The following is a 20,479-nucleotide window of genomic DNA, read 5'->3' on the forward strand; positions in this document are numbered from 1 at the left end:
AGCGGTGGCACCGCCGAGGACCGCGCGACGCGAACGGCGCTGCGCGGCAACAAGGGGAGGACCCACCATGGAGACCACCTTCGAGACCGACCTGGCCGCGCTGCAGGAGCTGCCGGAGACCGAGTCGGTCGAGCTCAACGGCGGGAACGGCTGCCAGTTCACCTGTCTGCTGCTGACCTGCCTGGTTTTCACCATCTCCTAGTAGGAGCCGGGCTGCGGCCGCCCGCGCTGCGCGGCGGCCCGCGCCCGATCCACCGGTGGCCCGGGGCCCTGTGCCCCGGGCCACCGGCCTGTCCGCTCCCCGCGACCACCCCGCTCCGCAGCCCACAGCCCGTGCCGCGCCGCGCTCGCTGCCGCGCCGCCGCCCCGGATGCCGCCAGGGAGGCCGCCATGCCGTTCGAGATGCCGCAGTCCGGCGCCGGACGGGCCGGAGCGCCGTCCGGCCGTCCCCGCCTGTGACCGCATCGGTACCCTTACTGTCCCACCCGCCCGTTAGGGTGGCGGATCGAACGGGGAGATCGACTCGGCGCGCCGCGGACAGCCGCGGGACGCCGGGGCGAGGCCTTCCCGTGCCCGGCCGCGTTCCGAACCCCCGGTTCCGAACTCCCGGCCGACGGTGCCGTGCGGCACCACAGACCTGCACCCTCGCACGGAGAAGACGAAACTGATGTCCGAACACCTCACCGACACCATCGACCGCGGCGCCGACGAGGCCACCTCGGAGGACTCCGCCCACGGCCGTCACCGCGGCCTGACCGCTCCCGACGACAACCCCGGGACCGACCCGCACGGCCGCCACCGGATGGACGCGGCCGCCGCACGCTGAGACCTCTCGGCCCGGCCCACCCGGCTGGGGCCTGAGCCTGCGTCTTCGGGCCCGGTGCGCCACCGCGCACCGGGCCCGCGCCATGCCTGCCGCCTACCGGCGGGTAACCGGTGCGGGCGATCGAGTAGGGTCCGGGCAGCAGAGCCGACCAGCAGGACGAGCAGGGAGCAGCCAGGATGACCGAGACCCGGGAGCAGACCGTCCCCGCACCCGACGTGCTCGCGGCCTTCACCGAGGCCGACGGCTTCATGCCGCTCGACGAGGGCTTGGCGCTCTACGCGGCGGCCGTCGACGCGGCCACCCGGACCGGGCTGCCGGTGCTGGAGATCGGCACCTACTGCGGCCGCTCGGCGATCCTGCTGGCCGACGCGGCCCGCCGCACCGGCACGGTCGCGCTGACCGTCGACCACCACCGCGGCTCCGAGGAGCAGCAGCCCGGCTGGGAGTACCACGACAGCACGCTGGTCGACCCCGAGCTCGGCCTGATGGACACGCTGCCGCGGTTCCGCCGCACGCTGCACCGGGCCGGCCTGGAGCAGCACGTGATCGCGCTGGTCGGCCGCTCGCCGCAGATCGCGGCGGTCTGGGGCGGGCGGCTCGCGCTGGTCTTCATCGACGGCGGGCACACCGAGGAGCACGCGCACGGCGACTACGACGGCTGGGTCCCGCACCTGGCCGCGGACGGCCTGCTGGTCGTGCACGACGTCTTCCCGGACCCGGCCGACGGCGGCCAGGCCCCGTACCGGGTGTACCTGCGGGCGCTCGCGGACGGCTTCGAGGAGATCTCGGTCACCGGCTCGCTGCGCGTCCTGCGCCGCCGCGCGAGCTGACCGACCGGTCACCCACCGGGCGAGGCGGCCACTCGCCGACCGGCGCTCCGACCGGGCAGCCCCGCGCAGATCCGACAACGCACCGCAATCCGGGCGCCGCCACCCCTACGGGCCTGCCCGGCGGGTACGGTACTTCGGACACCTGCGGCACCCGGTGCGTGCCCCACGGATCTTGCAGGCCGCGACACCCGCGGCCGGCGCCGCGCACGGGCGGGCGCTCTCCCGGTCTCCGGCCGGGCGGCGCCCGCGCGGCGTCTCGCCGTCCGCCCGACAAGATCCCGGAGGACCCGCCCCGGCACGGTCGCGAGCACGCGGAGTCACAGCACCGACGTCCGAGACCGAGTACGCACGGCGAGACCTGAAGGCGGGCCACACCATGACGGACCAGGGCGACATGCCACCGGCGGTCTGGGACCCCTCGGCGCGCGGTGGCGCGGGCGGCTGGGTCCGCCGGCCGGTGCCCGGTCCGGAGAGCAACCCCGCCACGCCACGCACGCCGGCTGCGGGTGGTACCACCGGTGCGGCCGCCGACGAGCAGGGCCCGCCGCTGGTCGCGCGACCGTACCTGCCGAGCTCGATCGACAGCACCGAGGTGCTTCCGAGGATCCCCGCGGGCCCGCCGACCGAGCTGCCGCCGACCGCGCCGCCGCGCCCGACGGCCCCGCCCCCGGCCCCCGCGCCGCCCGGTTACGGCTACCCCCCGGCCTCCGACACGCCGCCCGGCGGGCCGACTCCTGGCGCGTTCGGCCCCGCCTACGGCTACCCGCAGCAACCGGCCGCACCGCCCGTCGCACCGCAGGCCGCGCCGCCGGTCGCGCCGGGCGGGTTCCCCGAGCACGTCTTCCGCCCGACCCCGCCGCCCGCCGCCCCCGGCGCGTCCCCGTACGCCGGTCCGCCGCCCATCGCGCCCCCGGGCGGCTCCGGCTACGGCCACCCGAGCCCGCCGCAGCCGGGCTACCAGCCGTCCCAGCCACTGCCCGGCTACCAGCAGCCCACCTATCAGCAGCCGGGCTACCAGTCGCCGGACTACCAGCAGTCGGACTACCAGCGGTCTGACTACCAGCAGCCGGCCGGCGCGGACCTGCCCGGCCGGTTCGAGGAGGACGACGAGCCGGACGAGGGCGGCTCGCGCGGCCGCTCCCGGCTGCTGATCGGCGCCGGCCTGGTCCTGCTCTTCGCGATCGGCGGCGGCACCGTCTTCGCCCTGCAGAACTCCGGCACCAAGAATCCGCCCGCCAAGCTGTCCGCACCGCCGGCCGGTACGGCGGCGCCCAGCGGCGTCCAGCAGACCACCGGCGGCGCGGCGCCGACCAGCCCGGCGGCCGCGAGCCCGAGCGCGGCCGCCAGCCCGTCGGCCTCGGCGAGCCCCAGCACCAACCCGAAGGCGCAGACCGAGGCGGCGGCGCTGGACGCCCTGCTGACCCGCGGCGAACAGGCGAAGGCGCCGATCGGCAGCGCGGTCGCCCAGGTGGACAGCTGCCCCGCCAAGGCCGATGTGGACAACGCCGCGCAGACCTTCGACTCCGGCGCGAGCCAGCGCGACCAGTTGCTCAGCGACCTCTCCCAGCTGAACCTCGCCGACCTGCCCGGCGGCGCGGACGCGGCGGCCACCCTGAAGACGGCGTGGCAGCAGTCCGGCGACATCGACCGGGCCTACGCCGCCTGGGCCCGTACTGTCAGCGCACAGGGCTGCGGCGGCTCGCAGACCGCGCCGAACACGGCGGACAAGCAGAAGGCCGACGCCCTCAACCCGCAGGCCACCCAGTCCAAGAAGGACTTCGTGGCGAAGTGGAACGCCATGGCCGGCACGTACGGCCTGGCCAGCCGCACCTGGGACAGGATCTGAACCGACCGTGAACCGCACCACCGCTCACACCACCGCCCGCACCACCACTCACACGCCCCGCCGCACCCCGCTGCGCTCGCCGTACCTGCGGCTGCTGCTCTGCGCCCCGCTCGGCCTGGCCGGCCTGCTCGGCTGCGGTGCGAGCGGCGGCGTCGCCCGTACGGCGGCGGCCGCGCCGCCCCCGGCCGGCTCGGCCGCGGCCGCCTCGCCAGGAGACACCAGCCTGCCGCTCCCGGGGGTGGTGGCCACCGGGTCCGCCTCGGCATCCCCGTCCACCTCCACATCCACCTCCACGACCGCGGCCACCGGCGGTAGCGGCACGCCGTCGCCCTCGGGCAGTGCCACCGGCAAGCCGCTGGCCGGAAAGACCGTGGTGCTCGACCCCGGGCACAACCCGAACAACTTCTCGCACCCCACCGAGATCAACCAGCAGGTGGACGTCGGCAACGGCGAGAAGGAGTGCGACACCACCGGCACCGAGACGAACGCCGGCTACACCGAGGCCGCGTACACGCTCGACGTCTCGCACCGGATCCGCGACCTGCTCCAGGCGCTCGGCGCCACCGTGCTGCTCACCCAGGACGGCGACAAGCCGTGGGGTCCGTGCGTCACCGACCGCGCCGCGTTCGGCAACGCCGCGCACGCGGACGCCGTGATCTCGGTGCACGGCGACGGCGCGGGGGCCGGCGACAGCGGGTTCCACGTGATCCTGCCCGCGCTGGTGGTCGCCGGGAAGGCCGACACCACCGCGATCACCGGGCCGTCCAAGCGGCTCGGGGTGCTGATCCGGGACAAGTTCCAGGCGGCCACCGGCGAGCCCTACGCCGACTACATCGGCAACCAGGGGCTGGACACCCGCAGTGACCTCGGCGGCCTCAACCTCTCGACGGTGCCGAAGGTCTTCATCGAGTGCGGGAACATGCGCAACGCGGGCGACGCGCAGCGGATGACCGATCCGCAGTGGCGCCAGAAGGCCGCCCAGGGCATCGCCGACGGCTTCACCGCGTTCCTGACCAGCGGCGGCTGACCGGACCCCCGGCCCGGCACCGGCCCGGCACCGACCCGTCACCGACCGGTCACCGCCCGACCACCCGACCGGCCCCTTGCGGAACCCGCCGTACCGGTGCACACCGTGTGCCCCTAGGCTCATGGTCCGGCCAGGCGTGCGAAGGATCAGTAGAATCACTCCCGGTCACGCCGTCACCACACATCAGCACATCAGCGAGGGGACCGATTAGTGAATCTGCGCGCTCTCACCAGGGGAGATGCCGCCGTTGCAGGTGCGGCCGTGCTCCTGCTCATCTCATCGTTCCTCCCGTACTGGTCGGTCAACTGCAGCCAGTCGGCCTGCTCCTCCAGCGCCTGGAACAGTGACCTGTTCCCGGTCCTGCCGTCGGTCTACCTGCTGGGCATCGCGGCCGCCGCGCTGATCCTGCTGCAGCGGTTCCAGGGCGAGAAGGCGAAGAACCGCCAGATCCTGGGCCTGCGGCTGGACCAGTGGGGCAACTCGTTCGCGGTGGTCGCCCTCTGGACGGCGGTCTGGTCGCTCGGCCGCTCGACGAACTTCCCCGGCTGGGGCCACTCCTGGGGTGCGTACCTGGGCGTGCTCGCGGTGCTGGTGCTCGCCGTCGCCGCGCTCGGCGGCCCGCTGGTGCCGGCGCTGCAGGCGCCGCTGCTGACCGAGAAGAAGCCGGCCGCGCCCGTGCAGCCGCAGCAGCAGTCCTTCCCCGGCGCGCTCGGCGGCTACCCGGGTGCGACGCAGGGGCAGGCACCGGGCCAGCCGTCGTTCGGCGGCGGCCAGCCGCAGGCGGGTGGCTACGGCTACCCGGGCATGGGCCAGCCCGGCATGGGCCAGCAGCCCGGCCTGGGTCAGCCCGGTCTCGCTCAGCAGCCCGGTCTCGGTCAACCCAGCATGGGCCAGCCGGGTGCGGGCCAGCCGGGTGTCGGCCAGCCGGGCATGGCGCAGCACCCGTTCGGCGGCCAGCCGCAGCCGCAGCCGGGCGGCTACGGCTTCCCGCCCGCAGGCACCGGCGCGGGTGCCGGTGCCGGGCTCGGCCAGGATCAGCAGTCGTTCGGCCAGTCCGTGCCGGGCTTCGGCCCGGGTGCGCAGCCGGCGCCGGGTGCCGGCCACCCGCAGGACCAGGGCTTCGGCCGACCGGCCCCCGCCGCCGCGCAGCCGCCGGTGCACCAGGACAGCGCCGCCGAGGCGACCGCCCTGCTGCCCCCCATCACCGATGACAGCCCGGCGCCGGCTCCCGCCCCGGTGCCGACCCCGGCCCCCGCTCCCACGCCCGCTCCGGCCGCCGCCATGCCGGCACCGGCGCCTGCGCAGGCGTTCGCACCGTTCTGGTTCGCCGTCCCGGCGCCCCGCCGGCTCGCCCCGAAGGACGGCTCGGCCGGCCCGCCGGTCGGCGAGCTGGTGCCCGGCACCTGGTACCTCGCGGTGGACCAGCGCGGTCCCGCTCTGGTCGCCCAGCTCCAGGACGGCAGCCAGGGCGTGCTGCACGACGTCGCCGGCATCCAGCGCGGCTGACGTTCCGAGCTGACCCGAAGGGCCCGGTGGGAGTGATCCCCACCGGGCCCTTCGCATGGGCCTTGGGCCCTCAGCAGCAGCCCTGCGCCGCCAGCCCCTCCGGCAGGCCGTCCGCGCCGAAGACCGCGACCGTGGCCGGGTCGCCGCCCAGCGCGGCGACCGCGAGCAGCAGCGCGCCCGCGGTCCAGGTGGTGCGCTCCTCGGGCCAGATCGCGTCGTCCTCGAAGACGTAGCCGGTCCAGTACGAGCCGTCGGTGTGGCGCAGGTGCTGGATCCAGCGCAGGATCTCCACCGCGCGGTCGGACTCGCCGATCGCCCAGAGCGCGAGGGCGAGCTCGGCGCTCTCGCCGCCGGTCACCCAGGGCCGGTCGCTGACGCAGCGCACGCCGAGTCCGGGCACCACGAAGCGGTCCCAGTCCGCCTCGATCCGGGCCCGGGCGGCCGGTCCGCGCAGCGCGCTGCCGAGCACCGGGTAGTACCAGTCCATCGAGTAGCGGTTCTTGTCGAGGAACCGCTCGGGGTGCGCGGCCACCGCGTGCTGCAGCCGCCCGGTGGCGAGCTCCCAGTCGGGCTGCGGCTCCTCGCGGTAGTCCGCGATGGCGAGCCCGCAGCGCAGCGCGTGCAGGATGCTGGCCGAGCCGGTGAGCAGCGCCTCCTGCACCGGCGTGCCGTCCTCGTCGAGGCGCCAGGCGATCGGGCCGCCGGGCAGCTGGAGGCCGACGGTGAAGTCGAGGGCCCGGCGCACCACCGGCCACATCAGGTCGAGGAACGCGTCGTCCCCGCAGGAGAGGTGGTGGTGCCAGACGCCGACCGCGAGGTAGGCGCAGAAGTTCGTCTCCACCGCCGCGTTGCTGACGCCGCTCGCGCCGTCGCCGAAGTAGCCCGCGTACCAGGAGCCGTCCGGGTTCTGCTGCTCGGCCAGCCAGCGGTAGGCGCGCTCGGCGGCGGCGTACTCGCCGGCCGCGTCCAGCGCCATCGCGGCCTCGGTGTGGTCCCAGGGGTCGAGGTGACCGCCGGTGAACCACGGTATGGCGCCGTCCGGCCGCTGCTCGGCGAGGATGCTGCGCACGGTCGCCGCCGCCTGCTCGGCGTCCAGCACGCCCGGCAGCAGCAGGGTCTGGGGTGCCGGGATGGTCATGCGCCGACCCGGTTCGGCTTGCTGGCGTAGGCGACGAAGCTCTTGCCGATCACCGGGTTGAGCGCGGCCTCGGCGGCCTTGGTGATCTTGCTGATCACCGGGGTGCCGACGATGTCCCAGACCAGCAGCTGGTGGTAGGCCTTGACCGGCAGCGCCTTGTCGTTGTTGACGCCGACCGCGCACTTGATCCACCAGTACGGCGAGTGCAGCGCGTGCGCGTGGTGCGTGCCGTAGGGGTTGAGACCGGCCTCGCGCAGTCGGTCCAGCAGCTCGTCACCGCGGTAGATCCGGATGTGGCCGCCCTCGACCTCGTGGTACTCGTCGGAGAGCGCCCAGCAGATCTTCTCCGGCAGCCAGCGCGGCACCGTGACCGCGAGCAGCCCGCCCGGCTTGAGCACGCGGAACATCTCGGCCAGCACGCCCTTGTCGTCCGGGATGTGCTCCATCACCTCGGAGATGATGATCTTGTCGAAGGAGTCGTCCTCGAACGGCAGCGCGAGCGCGTTGCCCTCCATCGCGACGGCCGAGGCGCCGGCCGGGGCCTCGCCGGCCGCGGCCATCGCGTCGAACCACTTCTTGACCTCGGCGATCTCCTCGCCGTTCTGGTCCAGGGCGACCACGTTGGCACCGCGGCGGTAGCACTCGAACGCGTGCCGGCCCCCGCCGCACCCCAGGTCGAGCACCCGATCGCCGGGGGCGAGCGGGAAGCGGGAGAAGTCGACGGTCAGCACTGCGTGGCTCCCATGGTGAAAGAGGGTGGCGGAACTTCAGGTGACAGGCGGTCGGACGATCGGACGGTCTGGCAGTCGGACGGTCAGGCGGTCGGACGTTCTGGCGGTCGGACGATCGGACACTCAGGCGACGTAGCGCCAGCCCGCCCCCGAGCGGGCGCGCTGCCCGACCCCGGTGGCGATGGCCGCGCGGTAGCGGTCGGCGGTCAGCTCGGCGGCGCGTTCCCAGGTGAACCCGGCCAGCACCCGCTCCCGGCCCGCGGCGCCGAGCCGGGCCCGCAGCTCCGGGTCGTCCAGCAGCCGGCCGAGCGCGGCGGCCAGCGCACCCGCGTCACCCGGCGGCACCGCCAGGCAGGTCTCGCCGTCCGGGCCCGCCACCTCCGGGATCGCCCCGCCGGTGCTGGCGACCAGCGCCGTGCCGGTGGCCATCGCCTCGGCGGCGGGCAGCGAGAAGCCCTCGTAGAGCGAGGGCACGCAGGCCACCTCGGCCGAGCGGTAGAGGTCCACCAGCTCCTGGTCGGTCAGGCCGGTGCGGAACTCGATGTGCGGCTCCAGGCCGAACCGCCGCACCGCGTCGGCGACCGGGCCCTCACCCTGCTTCTTGCAGACCACGACGAGGTGGGCCTCCCGCTCGGTGCGCAGCTTCGCCAGCGCCTCGACCAGGTGGACCAGGCCCTTGAGCGGCACGTCCGCGCTGGAGGTGGTGACGATCCGTCCGGGCACCACCGCGACCTCGGCCGACGGCGACCAGAGCCGGGTGTCCGCGCCGATCGGGACCACCGAGATCGCGGCCGGGTCGGCGCCCAGCTGCTCCGCTATCTCGGTGCTGGAGCTGCCGGAGACCGTGATGATGTGGTCGAGCCGCGCGGCCACCCGGCGCTGCATCCGGGTGAAGGCGTACCAGCGGCGCAGCGAGAGGCGCTTGAACCGGGTCGGCGCGGCGTCCAGCTCCAACTGCCGGTCCACGGTGATCGGGTGGTGCACCGTGGTGACCAGCGGGAACCCGTGCCGGGCCAGGCCGAGCAGGCCGTAGCCGAGCGTCTGGTTGTCGTGCACCACGTCGTAGCGGCCCTTGTGCGCGGCCAGGTACTGCCGGGCCCGCAGCGAGAAGGTGAGCGGCTCGGGGAACCCGCCGGTCCACATGGTGGCGACCTCCAGCAGATCCACCGGGCCGCGGTACTCGGGCAGCTTCGGGGTGCGGAACGGGTCGTCGGCGCGGTAGAGATCAAGGCTCGGCAGCTCGACCAGCCGGACCGAGCCGGGGCCGGTCACCTCGTCGAGCACGGGGTACGGCTGCGAGCCGATCACGTCCACGTGGTGGCCGAGCCGGGCCAGCTCGCGGGAGAGGTGGCGGACGTAGACGCCCTGGCCGCCGCAGAACGGGTCACCGCGGTAGGAGAGCAGTGCGATCCGCAGTGGGCGGTGCGGACGTCGGTCGGCCGTGGAGGGTGGCTGCCCCGTCATGGTCGGCCCCTTCTGCCCACTTCCGCCGGGCCGGGCCGGCCTCGGCGGTCAAGTAGATCACGTTGCGCGGTGAGGTGGAGTTTTTCGTCATTGCGTCAGGTGAACAATGAGAGATCTCGAAGATACCGGCCCGTAGCTTGTGCATCGGAAGCAGGGATGGTGATTCACGCCACGCTGCCCGACCAGCGCGCTTGCGGTTGCGTTCGACTGCCGACGCGGCGGGCCGCGACGGCCTTCGCGCCCCCGCCGCACCGGCTGCCGGCGCCCCGGCGCGGGGTGTCGCCGGGACACCGGCGGTCACCCGAGCACCCCCCTGCGCCGCCAGCCCGGTCGGCCCGCACCCGTTAGAGTCGACGACTCCGTGCCGTGTGCCTGGGCCCCCGTGCCGGGCGGCGTGGCGCGGCCAGACCCGTCGCCCTTCGAAAGGCCGCTCCGCATGCTCTCCGCCGCCCGTACCGGCGCCGCCGTCCTGACCGCCGTGCTGCTGGGCGGCCTGGCCGCCGGCCCCGCGCTGGCCGACGCCGCGTCGCCGTCGCCGTCCCCCGTCCCGGCGCCGGCCGAGCTGTACGGGAAGAGCGACCCGACGTACGACGGCGTCTGGCGCCAGTCGCTCGCGCTCACCGCGCTCGCCGGCGCCAAGGTCAAGGCATCCGACCAGGCGCTCCAGTGGCTGACCGGCCAGCAGTGCGCGGACGGCGGCTGGCCGTCGTTCCGGGCGAGCACCGCGGCCGCCTGCGTGCCGGCGAGCGAGGACAGCAACGCGACGGCCGCCGCGATCCAGGCCCTGGTGGCCGTCGGCGGCCACCAGGACGCGGTCGACAAGGGCGTGCAGTGGCTGAAGACCGTGCAGAACGCGGACGGCAGCTGGTCCTACAACCCGGGCAGCCCCGGTGACGCGAACTCCACCGGGCTGGCCGTCAGCGCACTGCGCGCCGCGAAGGCCGACCCGGCCGGCGTGGCGAAGAACGGCAAGAGCGGCCTGGACGCGCTGACCGCGCTCCAGCTCGGCTGCGCGACGACCGCGGCCGACCAGCGCGGCGGCTTCGCCTACCAGCCGCCCGCGAGCGGCCCGCTGGCCGCGAACCCGCTGGCCACCGCGCAGGCCACGCTGGCGGTCGCCGGCGGCTCGCTGCCGGTCAGCGCCGGCGCCCCGACCGGGCCCGCGCCCAAGGCGCTGAACTGCGCCGACGGCGGATCGGCGATCCCTGCCGGGCAGTCCGCCGAGGCGGCGGCCGGCTACCTCGCCGGGCAGCTCGCGACGGGCGGGCAGCACCTGATGCTGGCCATGCCGGGCGCCACGCCCACCCCCGACTACAGCGCCACCGCGTGGGCGGCGCTCAGCCTGGTCCGGGCCGGACACCCGCAGCAGGCCGCGCCCGCCGTCGACTGGCTGGCCGCGAACGCGGGCTCCTGGGCCAAGGGCGCGGCCGGCACCGACGCCTCCGCGACCGCGACGCTGCTGCTCACCGCCGAGGCCACCGGCCGCGACCCGCACTCCTTCGGCGGCACCGACCTGGTCAAGCAGCTGGCCGACGCCGGACCCACGCTGCCGAAGGCCGCCGCGGCGAAGAGCGGCGGCGCCTCCTCCCCGCTCTGGCTGGGCGGCGTCGGCCTGCTCGCGGGCATCGGCGGCGGCCTGTTCATCAGCATGAACCGCAAGCGCGGCAACCAGGGCGGCAAGTGATCCACCCCGCACCGCCGGGCGGCGCGGGGGCAGGCAGCACGGCCGGGGGCCGCCGTCCCCGCCCCCGGCGGGCTGCCGCCCGGCCGACCGCCGTGCTCGGCGTGCTGCTCGCCGCCCTGCTCGGCTCGGCACTGGCCGCCGCCCCGGCGCAGGCGGCCGCCTACCGCTACTGGTCGTTCTGGCACTGGTCCGCGACCGGCTGGGCCTACCAGCAGCAGGGCCCGGCGATCTACGTGCCCGCCGACGGCTCGGTGGACGGCTGGCGGTTCGCGCTCAGCCCGGACGGCGGACAGCAGGCCGTCCACCCCACCGGCAGCGGCGAGTTCGCCGCGCTCTGCGCCAACACGCCTGCGCAGCCGGGCCACAAGCGGGTCGGCTATCTGATCGACTTCGGCACGCAGGCTGACGCATCGTCAACCACGGCTCCCCCCAAGGAACTTTCCGGCTGCGCACTGCTGCCTGTGGCGGCGAGCTCGGCCGAGCTGGTGGCCGCCGTCGCACCGCCGCTGCGCTACGACAGCGCGGGGGTGCTCTGCGCGATCGCCGGCTACCCCACCGTCGGCTGCGGCGAGGTGGTCAGCAGCGGCTCGTCCGGCGCCACCGGCTCGACCGCCACCGCGGCCGTCCACCGCACGCCCGGACCGACGCTCGGCCTGACGAGCGGCGCCGCGCTGGTCGCACTGCTCGGCGCGGGGGCGTTCTGGCAGGCCCGGCGCCGCTCCCGAGGCAGCGCCCGATGACCGCACACCCCCGCTCAACCAACGACTCCCGCCCGCCCATGGGCTCCCGCCCGGCCGCCGACTCCCGCCCGGACGGCCGCCGCCGGCGCGTCGGGCGCCCGCTGCACCCCGTCGCCTGGTGGCTCTGGGCGCTCGGCCTGGCCACCGCCGCCACCCGGACCACCAACCCGCTGCTCCTGCTGCTGCTGATCGCGGTGGCCGGCTACGTGGTCGCCGCGCGCCGCACCGAGGCGCCGTGGGCCCGCTCCTACGGCAGCTTCCTGCGCCTCGGCCTGGCCGTGCTGCTCCTGCGACTGCTCTTCACGGTGCTGCTCGGCTCACCCGTCGCCGGCACCCACACGCTCGTCAGCCTTCCCCAACTACCGCTCCCCAGCTGGGCGCAGGGCGTGCGGATCGGCGGCCGGGTGACGCTCGAAGCGCTGCTCTTCACGTTCTACGACGGCCTGCGGCTGGCCGCGCTGCTGATCTGCGTCGGCGCGGCGAACGCGCTCGCCTCGCCCGCCCGGCTGCTGCGGATCCTGCCCGGCGCGCTCTACGAGGCAGGCGTGGCCGTGGTGGTGGCGATGTCCTTCGCGCCGAACCTGGTCGCCGACGTGCAGCGGCTGCGCGCCGCCCGCCGACTGCGCGGCCGGCCCGACCGCGGCGTTCGCTCGGTGCTGAGCGTCGGACTCCCGGTGCTGGAGAGCGCGTTGGAGCGCTCGATCGCGCTGGCCGCCGCGATGGAGACCCGCGGCTTCGGCCGCACCGCACCGGTCTCGCGCACGCTCTCCCGGGCCACCACCGCGACCACGCTGCTCGGCCTGCTGGGCCTGTGCGCGGCCGCGTTCGGCCTGCTCGGCGCGGGCAGCCCGGCCTGGGCACTGCCGGTGCTGCTCGCCGGTCTGGCCCTGACCGCCACCGGGCTCGCGCTCGGCAGCCGACGCGCGGTGCGGACCCGCTACCGGCCGGACCCGTGGGCGCTGCCCGAGTGGCTCACCGCCGGCTCCGGCATCGCCGTCGCGGTGGCCGTGAGCTGGCTCGGCAGCCGCGACCCGAGCGCGTTCGCGCCGTCCGTCGTGCCACCGACCGCGCCCGCACTGCCGCTGCTCGCGGCACTCGCCGCCCTGCTCGGGCTGCTGCCCGCCGTCGCGGCGCCCGACCCGCTGGGCGGCTCGTCCGGGCCCCGGCCCGCAAGCCCCAGCGCACTCGACTCCCGGAAGGCGCACCGCCCGTGATCACCTTCGAGCAGGTCTCGGTGCACTACCAGGGCGCCGCGACACCGGCCCTGACCGGCCTCGACCTGACCGTCCCCGAAGGCGAACTCTGCCTGCTGGTCGGCCCGTCCGGCTCCGGCAAGTCCACCCTGCTCGGCACCGTCAGCGGCCTGGTCCCGCACTTCACCGGGGGCGTGCTCGGCGGCCGGGTGACGGTCGCCGGCCGGGACACCCGCACCCACCGCCCGCGCGAACTCGCCGACCTGGTCGGCACGGTGGGCCAGGACCCGCGCGCGCACTTCGTGACCGACACGGTCGAGGACGAACTCGCCTACGGCATGGAGTCGCTGGGCCTGGCACCGGCGGTGATGCGGCGCCGGGTCGAGGAGACGCTGGACCTGCTCGGCCTGGCCGAGCTGCGCGGGCGCCCACTCGCCACGCTCTCCGGCGGGCAGCAGCAGCGGGTCGCGATCGGCTCGGTGCTGACCGTCCACCCGAAGGTGCTGGTGCTGGACGAGCCGACCTCCGCGCTCGACCCCGGCGCCGCCGAGGAGGTGCTGGCGGTCGTCCAGCGTCTGGTGCACGACCTCGGCACCACCGTGCTGATGGCCGAGCACCGGCTGGAGCGGGTGGTGCAGTACGCGGACCGGGTGCTGCTACTGCCCGGCGGCGGGCAGCCGGCCGTGCTCGGCGAACCGGCCGAGGTGCTGGCGCACTCGCCCGTCCACCCGCCGGTGGTGGGCCTGGGCCGGGCCGCCGGCTGGTCGCCGTTGCCGCTCTCGGTCCGCGACGCCCGGCGCCGCGCGGCCCCGCTGCGGGCCCGGCTCGCCGACCACGTCCCACCGCCGCGCGGCGCGCAGGACGACGGCCCGGTGGTCGCCACGGCCACCCGGCTCACGCTGCACCGCGGTCCGGTCCCGGCGCTGCGCGGCGTCACGCTGGCGCTGCACGCGGGCCAGGTCACCGCGCTGATGGGCCGCAACGGCGCCGGCAAGTCCTCGCTGCTCGGCGCGCTGGCCGGGCTGCACGCGCCGAGCGGCGGCGCGGTCGCGGCCGGCGGTCTGACCCCGCACAAGGCGCGGCCCAGGGACCTGGTGCGCCAGGTCGGCCTGGTGCCGCAGGACCCGCGCGACCTGCTCTACGCGGAGAGCGTCGCCGCCGAGTGCGCCGCCGCCGACCAGGACGCCGGCGCCGACCCCGGCACCAGCCGCGCGCTGCTGGCCGCCCTGCTGCCCGGCGTCGCCGACGACACGCACCCGCGCGACCTCTCCGAGGGTCAGCGGCTCACCCTCGCACTCGCCGTCGTGCTCACCGCACGCCCGGCGCTGCTGCTGCTCGACGAGCCCACCCGCGGCCTGGACTACGCGGCCAAGGCCCGGCTGGTGGAGATCCTCAACCAGCTGGCGGCCGACGGCCAGGCGATCCTGCTGGCCACCCACGACGTCGAGCTCGCCGCCGAACTCGCGCACCGCACAGTGGTGCTGGCGGACGGCGAGATCGTCGCCGACGGGCCGTCGGCCGAGGTCGTGCTCGCCTCGCCGGTGTACGCGCCGCAGGTGGCGAAGGTGCTCGCGCCGCAGCCGTGGCTGACGGTGCGCCAGGTCGCGGCCGCACTGGAGGAGCTGTGAGCCCCCGCTTCCGCACCCCTGTCCGCACCGCTGTGCTGCCTCGTCCTGCCCTGGCTCGTCCTGCCCTGGCTCGTCCTGTCCTCCCTCGTCCCGTCCCGCTCGGCCCGCGCTCGATCGCCGTCCTCGCGCTGACCTCGATCGTCGGCCTGGGCGCCTTCGGCTGGCCGCTGCTCGCCTCGCCGTCCTCCGCACTGGTCGGCCACTCCGCCGACGCGCCATGGCTCTTCGCCCTGCTGCTGCCGCTGCTGCTCGCCGTGCTGGTCGCCCAGCTCTCCGAGTCCGGCCTGGACCCGAAGGCGGTCGCGCTGCTCGGCGTGCTGGCGGCGGCGGGCGCCGCGCTGCGCCCGCTCGGCGCCGGGACGGCCGGCCTGGAGCCGATGTTCTTCCTGATCGTGCTGGCCGGCCGGGCGCTCGGCCCGGGCACCGGCTTCGTGCTCGGCGCGGTCACCATGTTCGCCTCGGCGCTGCTGACCGGCGGGGTCGGGCCCTGGCTGCCGTTCCAGATGCTCGCGATGGGCTGGGTCTGCCTCGGCGCCGGCCTGCTGCCCGGCGCGGCCACGCTGCGCGGCCGCCGCGAACTCCTCCTGCTGGCGGGCTACGGAGCGGTCGCCGCGGTGCTGTACGGCACGATCATGAACCTGCAGGGCTGGCCCTACATCGGCGGACTGAGCAGCTCGGTCGCGTTCGTCCCCGGCGACCCGCTGAGCGCCAACCTGCCCCGGTTCGCCGTCTACTGCCTCACCACCTCGCTCGGCTGGGACCTGCCCCGCGCCGCGCTCACCGCCGTGCTGTGCCTGACGGTCGGCACCCCCACCCTGCGCGCACTGCGCCGCGCCACCCGCCGCGCCGCCTTCGACGCCCCGGTCGCCTTCACCCCACCGCCAGATAAATCATCTGCTCCCACAATCACAAACCCCTATGATCACGAACCATGACCGCCTCGGAGCCCACGATCCTCGCCACCTCCGGTGGCCACCGCCCAGGCCACCGCACCATGGTGGCCTTCGACTCCCTCGTCCACCACGCGGTGGAGCTCTCCGGCGCGCACGGCCGCCGGCCCAAGGTGATGTTCGTCGGCACGGCCGTCGGTGACTCCGAGCACTTCAGCTACCGGATGACCGAGGCCGGCCGGGTCGCCGGCTTCGACCTGACCACGCTTCAGCTCTTCCCGATGCCCAACCACGAGGACATCGAGGCCACCGTCCTCGAACAGGACGTGGTCTGGGTGATGGGCGGCTCGGCCGCCAACCTGCTCGCCGTCTGGCGCGTCCACGGCCTGGACACCGTCTTCCGCCGCGCCTGGCAGTCCGGCGTCGTGCTCAGCGGCGTCAGCGCCGGCTCGCTCTGCTGGTTCCAGGGCGGCACGACCGACTCCTTCGGCCCCGAACTGCGCCCGCTGACCAACGGCCTGGGCTTCCTGCCGTACGGCAACGGCGTGCACTACGACACCGACAAGGGCCGCCGCCCGCTCGTCCACCGCCTGGTCGCGGACGGCACCCTGCCCGAGACCCACTGCACCGACGACGGCGTCGGCCTGGTCTACCGCGGCACCGAACTGGTCGAGGCCGTCACCGAGACCACCGGCAAGGGCGCCTACCTGGTCCACCGCGACGGCGACAAGGCCATCGAGGAGCGGATCGAGCCCCGCCGCCTGCCCTGACGTCGCCCCGGCAACGAGCCCCGACCACCCAGGCCCAGTCCAGCCCTGCTTCGGCCCGGTCGTCAGGGGGTGAGCCCGGACGCGCTCACCACAAGACGCCCGGGCTCAAGGACGCGGCCGGTCGCCAGGTAGCACCCGACCGCGCCCAGCTCAGCGCGGGTCAGGCAAGGTGGCCCGGTCGCCGTACGGCAACTGCTCTTCCTTGCCCGGTGCCGTCGGCGCACCCGCTGAGGCCGGATGGATCCGTAGTTCGTTGGACGCTCCGCCGACCCTGAAAGGCATCACCCAGACCCCGAACCGCTCAAAGCTCTCTGCCGCGACGAGTGCCGTTTCGGGGCCGGTCAGCATGCACTCCAACCAGCGACGCTCGATCCCGGTCAGTGGGAGTATCTGAACGGCCCGCCACGTGGCAGCCAACGCGTCCGGCAGGCGCGCGAACGACGCAGGCTTCGTGATACCAGGCAGTTCCACCGTCACCGGGCTGCTCCACTCACGCATCGTCACGTCAGCACCCAACACGGGCCGGTGGAATGACAGCCCAGACGATCTTGCCGATACCGGGCGTTCGCGGGCCGCACCCCCACTGCTGCGACAACGACATCACCAGGTGCAGCCCCCGACCACTCTCACCGAGGGCATCGAGCTCCTGGATCACGGGCGGCACGCTGCTGGCGTCGTGCACCTCGACCCGCAGTCGCAGCGCGCTCGCATACAGGCGTACAAAGACCTGCTGATCGCGCCGGGATCCGTGCCGTACCGCGTTGCTCACCAGTTCCGACAGGACCAGCGACCCCGCGTCGGCAAAACGCTCACCGCCCCCCACCTCCGACAGCAGCCGCGACAGCCGCTGTCGGGCCCGACCCGGCGAACTGGGATGGCCCGGCAACCAGAATTCGCCGCCTCGTTCCAGCACGGCCGGTCTCCCCGCCAGATCGGTCCCGGAGATAGCCATACCCGCTCCCTCCACAAAGGCCACCAGGCATCAGCTCGTGCCATGCCTGCACCGAGAAGGCTCCTCTGCGAGGATCGGAAGTTCTTCCCCAGCGAGGGGGTACCCATGGTGGGTACACTCGTGGTCAGCAGATCGCCACAGAACGTCACTCCAGCTCGCGGGGTCCCGGATGACTGGCCAAGGCTCACTGACAGCACTGCCAGCACACGTGCTGGAGCGCGTGGACATGCGCGCAGCCCTGGCAGCACACGACTTCGGCACCGTCTTCGCACTGGCACGCAAGTGGGCCGGTATCAGCTACTCGAAGATCGCCGACGCCTGCGACATCAAGCCCGAACGCGTGGGAAGGCTCGCGCGGGGCGACGGCAGCATCACCACGTACGACAAGATCACCCAGATCGCCGACGCTCTCCGCGTCCCCGGGCACCTACTCGGGCTCGCACCCCGCCCATGGGAATCAACGTCACCGCGCCAGACACCACCGGCACTTCCCGTCGGATACTCTCTGGAACCCACCCGCACCGCCCCTGATCCGAACGGAGACGGACCAGTGCTGCGCAGAGACTTCGTCCGAACTTCCCTTGTCGGCGTGGGACTTGCCGCCCTCGATGAAATCACCACGCTTCCCCGGGGCAGACGAGTCGGATCCGAACTGCCACGACAGCTTCGCGAGCGGACAGCCCGACTTCGGCGCCTTGACGACCTGCTGGGCGGCGGAGATACATACCGCGTCTACTCGGACGAGTACCAAGCAACACAAAACCTGCTGCGCGCGGCCAGTTACTCGGAATCGACTGGCCGGGCCCTGCTGTCGGTGCTGTCCGAGCAAGCCCAGCAGGCCGGGTGGGCCGCTTTCGACGCCGGTTACAGCGAGCAGGCCACGCAGCTCTACGAGACCAGCCACCAGGCCGCCACCGAATCCGGAGACTCCTCGCTCGCCGGGAACGCGCTGGCCTTCCTCGCCTACCAACGGATCAGCGGCGACCGCAGGGCTGCCGTGGAAACGGCTGCCGCATCATGCCGAACCGCAGGCAGTGAAGCCCCGGCCGGGGTGCGCGCGCTGCTGTATGAACGCCTCGCGTGGGCCCACGCCGTAACGGGCAATGCAGCCGAGACAGAGAACGCCCTGGGTATCGCGGAAGGCGCACTCACGGAAGCCGACGGCACGCCACAGCCTGACTGGGTCAGCTGGGTCGACCGAAGCGAGCTCCAGATCATGAGCGGCCGCTGCTGGACCGAGCTCCGCAGGCCGCTGCGCGCGGTCCCCGTGCTTGAGCAGGTCCTGGCCGATTTCGACGACACCTGCGCCCGTGACAAGGCGCTCTACCTCTCCTGGCTCGCGGACTCCTACCTGACTGCCGGAGAAGTCGAGCAGGCCGCTGCGGTGACCAGCCGAGCATTGGAACTCTCCGCCGGCGTGGCATCCGTTCGCCCCCGCCAGCGGATCAACTCCATCATCCGGCGGCTCGAAGCTCACGCCGAGAATCCCGCAGTGGCCGAAGCCTTGGAGCTGGCCCGGGGGTGATTCCGACTCAGTCGTTCTCCGTAGCGGTCACGGCCTCGCGAAGCCAGCTCAGGCACGCCTGTGAGCCGGCCACGATCGGCACCGCCACGATCTCGGGCTTGTCCCAGGGGTGCTGCTCCAGCAGATGAGCCTCAAGCAGCGGGTATCTCTCGGCGGTCGTCTTGAAAAGCAACTGCCACTCCTCCCCTGTGCCGAACTCACCCAGGTGCCAGAAGACGGAGCCCACCGGCCCGATGATCTGGGCGTTGCCCGCAAGCCGAGCTCGCACCGCCGATTCCGCCAGCGCCTCGGCCTCCTCACGAGTCGCCGTCGCAGTGGACACCTGGAGGTAGTCAGCCATGTCCCGATGGTAGCCGTACCGATCTTCAGACCGTCAACCCTCAGCGACCACGCGCCAATTGCTTCGCACGACGCGCCCAGCCGGCCGGTCGGATACGTGTCCGTCGATGAGCGGGTCGGGCCGAACCGGCCGTCCTTACGCCGCCCCGGCCCGTTCCGCCACCGGATACTCAGCCCTGCTTCGGCCCGGTCGACTGCACGACCTCGAACGACCACAACGTCGACCCGGCAGCCGCCGGCCGCTGCGGCGCCTCCCCGGCAGCCGCAGCCGGCCGGTGCGCCGACTGCATCGGCCCCGACATCCACGCCTGGAACGCCTCCTCGGTCGCCCACCGCGTGTACACGAGGTACTGGTCGGTCCCCTCCACCGGCCGCAGCAGCTCGAACCACTCGAACCCGTCCGACCCCTCCACCGCACCGGCCCGCGAGGCGAACCGCTGCTCCAGCACCTCCCGCTGCTCCGCAGGGACAGTCAGCACATTGATCTTTACAACAGACATGCCCCCATCCTGCCGCACCCACCACACCAGCCACCGCGCGGCACACCCCACCCAGCCCACCGGCCCGGCCGCGCCGGTGACTGCTGCGGCCGGTTTCCTGTTCTCTCAACTGCCGCACCTTGACCCCGCTGTCACGGCTTCGGGAGCATCGAACGGGACACAGCCGATCAGGAGGGGACCAGCGGTGAAGCTGACACGCCTTGCAGGTGAGTGTGAGAACGGCACGTGTCCGACGGTGTACAGCGTGGACCGTACGGGAACCTGATCGTCCAAGGCTACGTTGTGGACGACACGGAAGCGCTGGAGATGATCCAGCTACCGGCCGGAGAGACGGCCGTCGGTATCCCCTCCTCACTAATTCGGAGGATTTCCAGTGGGTATCTCGGGCGAAGAGTCCGAAAATCTGTTCTCGGACTTCCGGCGAGAAGCGTTCAGGCTGGAGACTCTAGACGACTACACCGGTTCATCGAGCACTGATAACATCCGAACGTTCCTCGCTGGCGAGCGCTAGCCAGCCGACTAAAATCAGGAACAGGCCGACAAGGTTCGCGAGAGCGTCCAAAATGGCATGCAAATGCATCGATCACATGTCCTGTCACGCCCGCTGACTCCTCATCTCCGATTTGAGCCCGGATGGGCATACGAGAAGGACGCTATCGCCAGCGAAGAGTTCTTCATCCTCGACATCACGGGTAGGCCAAACCCCCTCGCCGGGGTTCCAGATTTCTGAGCATTCAATGAGTCCACGATAGTCGCGACGTTGCAATACGGAGCTGGCGGAACATTCATCGACGCCGAGTCGCAGCCAAGCCCGACTGAATGACTGGAGTGCCGGGACGCTGCACTCAGCCATTCCGTCCCTTTTGCCGAATAGTAGGAGCGATACGGTG

The 20,479-nt window shown here is 73.6% G+C and carries 20 protein-coding genes and 1 pseudogene; 14 read left to right on the forward strand and 7 right to left on the reverse strand.

Annotated elements, in window-relative coordinates:
• Positions 1-67: 67 nt before the first annotated feature.
• The 6 genes from AC060L_RS15130 (at position 68) to AC060L_RS15155 (ending at position 6,035) form a co-directional block, all read left to right on the forward strand.
• Positions 68-202 carry a VenA family class IV lanthipeptide gene (locus AC060L_RS15130; protein ID WP_483799243.1) on the forward strand — a complete coding sequence of 45 codons (135 nt, stop codon included), beginning with the start codon at positions 68-70 and terminating at the stop codon, positions 200-202.
• A gap of 465 nt (positions 203-667) precedes the next feature.
• Complete coding sequence (locus AC060L_RS15135) at positions 668-826, forward strand: hypothetical protein (RefSeq protein WP_483799244.1); 159 nt, start codon at positions 668-670, stop codon at positions 824-826.
• Between the two features lie 176 nt (positions 827-1,002).
• Complete coding sequence (locus AC060L_RS15140) at positions 1,003-1,656, forward strand: class I SAM-dependent methyltransferase (protein WP_483799245.1); 654 nt, start codon at positions 1,003-1,005, stop codon at positions 1,654-1,656.
• 376 nt (positions 1,657-2,032) lie between these two features.
• The gene (locus AC060L_RS15145) at positions 2,033-3,502 is read left to right on the forward strand and encodes a hypothetical protein (protein WP_483799246.1); all 1,470 of its coding nucleotides are present in this window, start codon (positions 2,033-2,035) and stop codon (positions 3,500-3,502) included.
• A 7-nt stretch (positions 3,503-3,509) separates the two neighbouring features.
• The gene (locus AC060L_RS15150) at positions 3,510-4,529 is read left to right on the forward strand and encodes an N-acetylmuramoyl-L-alanine amidase (protein ID WP_483799247.1); all 1,020 of its coding nucleotides are present in this window, start codon (positions 3,510-3,512) and stop codon (positions 4,527-4,529) included.
• A 261-nt stretch (positions 4,530-4,790) separates the two neighbouring features.
• Positions 4,791-6,035, forward strand: a complete 1,245-nt coding sequence (locus AC060L_RS15155; protein ID WP_483799248.1) for a hypothetical protein — start codon at positions 4,791-4,793, stop codon at positions 6,033-6,035.
• A 70-nt stretch (positions 6,036-6,105) separates the two neighbouring features.
• On the opposite strand, the gene AC060L_RS15160 is transcribed toward AC060L_RS15155, so the two are convergent.
• The 3 genes from AC060L_RS15160 to AC060L_RS15170 all read right to left on the reverse strand — a co-directional run bounded on the left by AC060L_RS15160 (position 6,106) and on the right by AC060L_RS15170 (position 9,368).
• A complete protein-coding gene (locus tag AC060L_RS15160; RefSeq protein ID WP_483799249.1) occupies positions 6,106-7,173 on the reverse strand; it encodes a prenyltransferase in 1,068 nt (355 codons plus the stop codon).
• Positions 7,170-7,904 (reverse strand): class I SAM-dependent methyltransferase, encoded by a 735-nt coding sequence (locus AC060L_RS15165; protein WP_483799250.1) that lies wholly within the window; start codon positions 7,902-7,904, stop codon positions 7,170-7,172. Before AC060L_RS15165 ends, AC060L_RS15160 begins: the two co-directional genes overlap by 4 nt.
• 123 nt (positions 7,905-8,027) lie before the next feature.
• A complete protein-coding gene (locus tag AC060L_RS15170; protein WP_483799251.1) occupies positions 8,028-9,368 on the reverse strand; it encodes a glycosyltransferase family 4 protein in 1,341 nt (446 codons plus the stop codon).
• A gap of 436 nt (positions 9,369-9,804) precedes the next feature.
• On the opposite strand from AC060L_RS15170, the gene AC060L_RS15175 reads away from it, so the two are divergent.
• The 6 genes from AC060L_RS15175 to AC060L_RS15200 are packed head-to-tail and all read left to right on the forward strand — an operon-like array spanning position 9,805 to position 16,273.
• Positions 9,805-11,052, forward strand: a complete 1,248-nt coding sequence (locus tag AC060L_RS15175) for an SCO2321 family membrane protein (RefSeq protein ID WP_483799252.1) — start codon at positions 9,805-9,807, stop codon at positions 11,050-11,052.
• Positions 11,049-11,792: an SCO2322 family protein gene (locus AC060L_RS15180; RefSeq protein ID WP_483799253.1), complete on the forward strand. Its 744-nt coding sequence runs from the start codon at positions 11,049-11,051 to the stop codon at positions 11,790-11,792. The genes AC060L_RS15175 and AC060L_RS15180 overlap by 4 nt, the downstream gene beginning before the upstream one ends.
• On the forward strand, positions 11,789-13,006 hold the full coding sequence (locus AC060L_RS15185) for an energy-coupling factor transporter transmembrane component T family protein (protein ID WP_483799254.1): 1,218 nt from the start codon (positions 11,789-11,791) through the stop codon (positions 13,004-13,006). The genes AC060L_RS15180 and AC060L_RS15185 overlap by 4 nt, the downstream gene beginning before the upstream one ends.
• Positions 13,003-14,613, forward strand: a complete 1,611-nt coding sequence (locus AC060L_RS15190) for an ABC transporter ATP-binding protein (RefSeq protein WP_483799255.1) — start codon at positions 13,003-13,005, stop codon at positions 14,611-14,613. Before AC060L_RS15185 ends, AC060L_RS15190 begins: the two co-directional genes overlap by 4 nt.
• 50 nt (positions 14,614-14,663) lie before the next feature.
• Positions 14,664-15,548 carry an ECF transporter S component gene (locus AC060L_RS15195; RefSeq protein WP_483799339.1) on the forward strand — a complete coding sequence of 295 codons (885 nt, stop codon included), beginning with the start codon at positions 14,664-14,666 and terminating at the stop codon, positions 15,546-15,548.
• The gene (locus AC060L_RS15200; protein ID WP_483799256.1) at positions 15,545-16,273 is read left to right on the forward strand and encodes a Type 1 glutamine amidotransferase-like domain-containing protein; all 729 of its coding nucleotides are present in this window, start codon (positions 15,545-15,547) and stop codon (positions 16,271-16,273) included. Before AC060L_RS15195 ends, AC060L_RS15200 begins: the two co-directional genes overlap by 4 nt.
• Positions 16,274-16,423: 150 nt before the next feature.
• Here the strand turns inward: AC060L_RS15200 and AC060L_RS15205 are convergent, their stop codons facing one another.
• Entirely contained in the window at positions 16,424-16,777 is a 354-nt protein-coding gene (locus AC060L_RS15205; protein ID WP_483799257.1) for a hypothetical protein, read from the reverse strand.
• 1 nt (position 16,778) lies between these two features.
• Entirely contained in the window at positions 16,779-17,225 is a 447-nt protein-coding gene (locus AC060L_RS15210; protein WP_483799258.1) for an ATP-binding protein, read from the reverse strand.
• 226 nt (positions 17,226-17,451) lie between these two features.
• Between AC060L_RS15210 and AC060L_RS15215 the strand changes: the two genes are divergently transcribed.
• On the forward strand, positions 17,452-18,750 hold the full coding sequence (locus AC060L_RS15215) for a helix-turn-helix domain-containing protein (RefSeq protein ID WP_483799259.1): 1,299 nt from the start codon (positions 17,452-17,454) through the stop codon (positions 18,748-18,750).
• A gap of 7 nt (positions 18,751-18,757) precedes the next feature.
• On the opposite strand, the gene cutA is transcribed toward AC060L_RS15215, so the two are convergent.
• Positions 18,758-19,090 (reverse strand): divalent-cation tolerance protein CutA, encoded by a 333-nt coding sequence (gene cutA, locus AC060L_RS15220; RefSeq protein WP_483799260.1) that lies wholly within the window; start codon positions 19,088-19,090, stop codon positions 18,758-18,760.
• 169 nt (positions 19,091-19,259) lie between these two features.
• Positions 19,260-19,589: an antibiotic biosynthesis monooxygenase family protein gene (locus tag AC060L_RS15225; RefSeq protein WP_483799261.1), complete on the reverse strand. Its 330-nt coding sequence runs from the start codon at positions 19,587-19,589 to the stop codon at positions 19,260-19,262.
• 373 nt (positions 19,590-19,962) lie between these two features.
• Between AC060L_RS15225 and AC060L_RS15230 the strand changes: the two are divergent.
• A pseudogene (locus AC060L_RS15230) lies at positions 19,963-20,319 on the forward strand (DUF6879 family protein).
• Positions 20,320-20,479 lie beyond the last annotated feature (160 nt).

It is taken from the genome of Kitasatospora sp. NEAU-69 (assembly GCF_057158765.1).

What these genes read in the sequence shown, in the direction of transcription:
- AC060L_RS15210 (WP_483799258.1), bottom strand. Translation starts at nt 17,225, where the DNA reads ATGGCTATCTCCGGGACCGATCTGGCGGGGAGACCGGCCGTGCTGGAA.
- AC060L_RS15170 (WP_483799251.1), bottom strand. Translation starts at nt 9,368, where the DNA reads ATGACGGGGCAGCCACCCTCCACGGCCGACCGACGTCCGCACCGCCCA.
- AC060L_RS15200 (WP_483799256.1), top strand. Translation starts at nt 15,545, where the DNA reads ATGACCGCCTCGGAGCCCACGATCCTCGCCACCTCCGGTGGCCACCGC.
- AC060L_RS15215 (WP_483799259.1), top strand. Translation starts at nt 17,452, where the DNA reads ATGCGCGCAGCCCTGGCAGCACACGACTTCGGCACCGTCTTCGCACTG.
- AC060L_RS15175 (WP_483799252.1), top strand. Translation starts at nt 9,805, where the DNA reads ATGCTCTCCGCCGCCCGTACCGGCGCCGCCGTCCTGACCGCCGTGCTG.
- AC060L_RS15185 (WP_483799254.1), top strand. Translation starts at nt 11,789, where the DNA reads ATGACCGCACACCCCCGCTCAACCAACGACTCCCGCCCGCCCATGGGC.
- AC060L_RS15135 (WP_483799244.1), top strand. Translation starts at nt 668, where the DNA reads ATGTCCGAACACCTCACCGACACCATCGACCGCGGCGCCGACGAGGCC.
- AC060L_RS15130 (WP_483799243.1), top strand. Translation starts at nt 68, where the DNA reads ATGGAGACCACCTTCGAGACCGACCTGGCCGCGCTGCAGGAGCTGCCG.
- AC060L_RS15140 (WP_483799245.1), top strand. Translation starts at nt 1,003, where the DNA reads ATGACCGAGACCCGGGAGCAGACCGTCCCCGCACCCGACGTGCTCGCG.
- AC060L_RS15145 (WP_483799246.1), top strand. Translation starts at nt 2,033, where the DNA reads ATGACGGACCAGGGCGACATGCCACCGGCGGTCTGGGACCCCTCGGCG.
- cutA (WP_483799260.1), bottom strand. Translation starts at nt 19,090, where the DNA reads ATGGCTGACTACCTCCAGGTGTCCACTGCGACGGCGACTCGTGAGGAG.
- AC060L_RS15160 (WP_483799249.1), bottom strand. Translation starts at nt 7,173, where the DNA reads ATGACCATCCCGGCACCCCAGACCCTGCTGCTGCCGGGCGTGCTGGAC.
- AC060L_RS15225 (WP_483799261.1), bottom strand. Translation starts at nt 19,589, where the DNA reads ATGTCTGTTGTAAAGATCAATGTGCTGACTGTCCCTGCGGAGCAGCGG.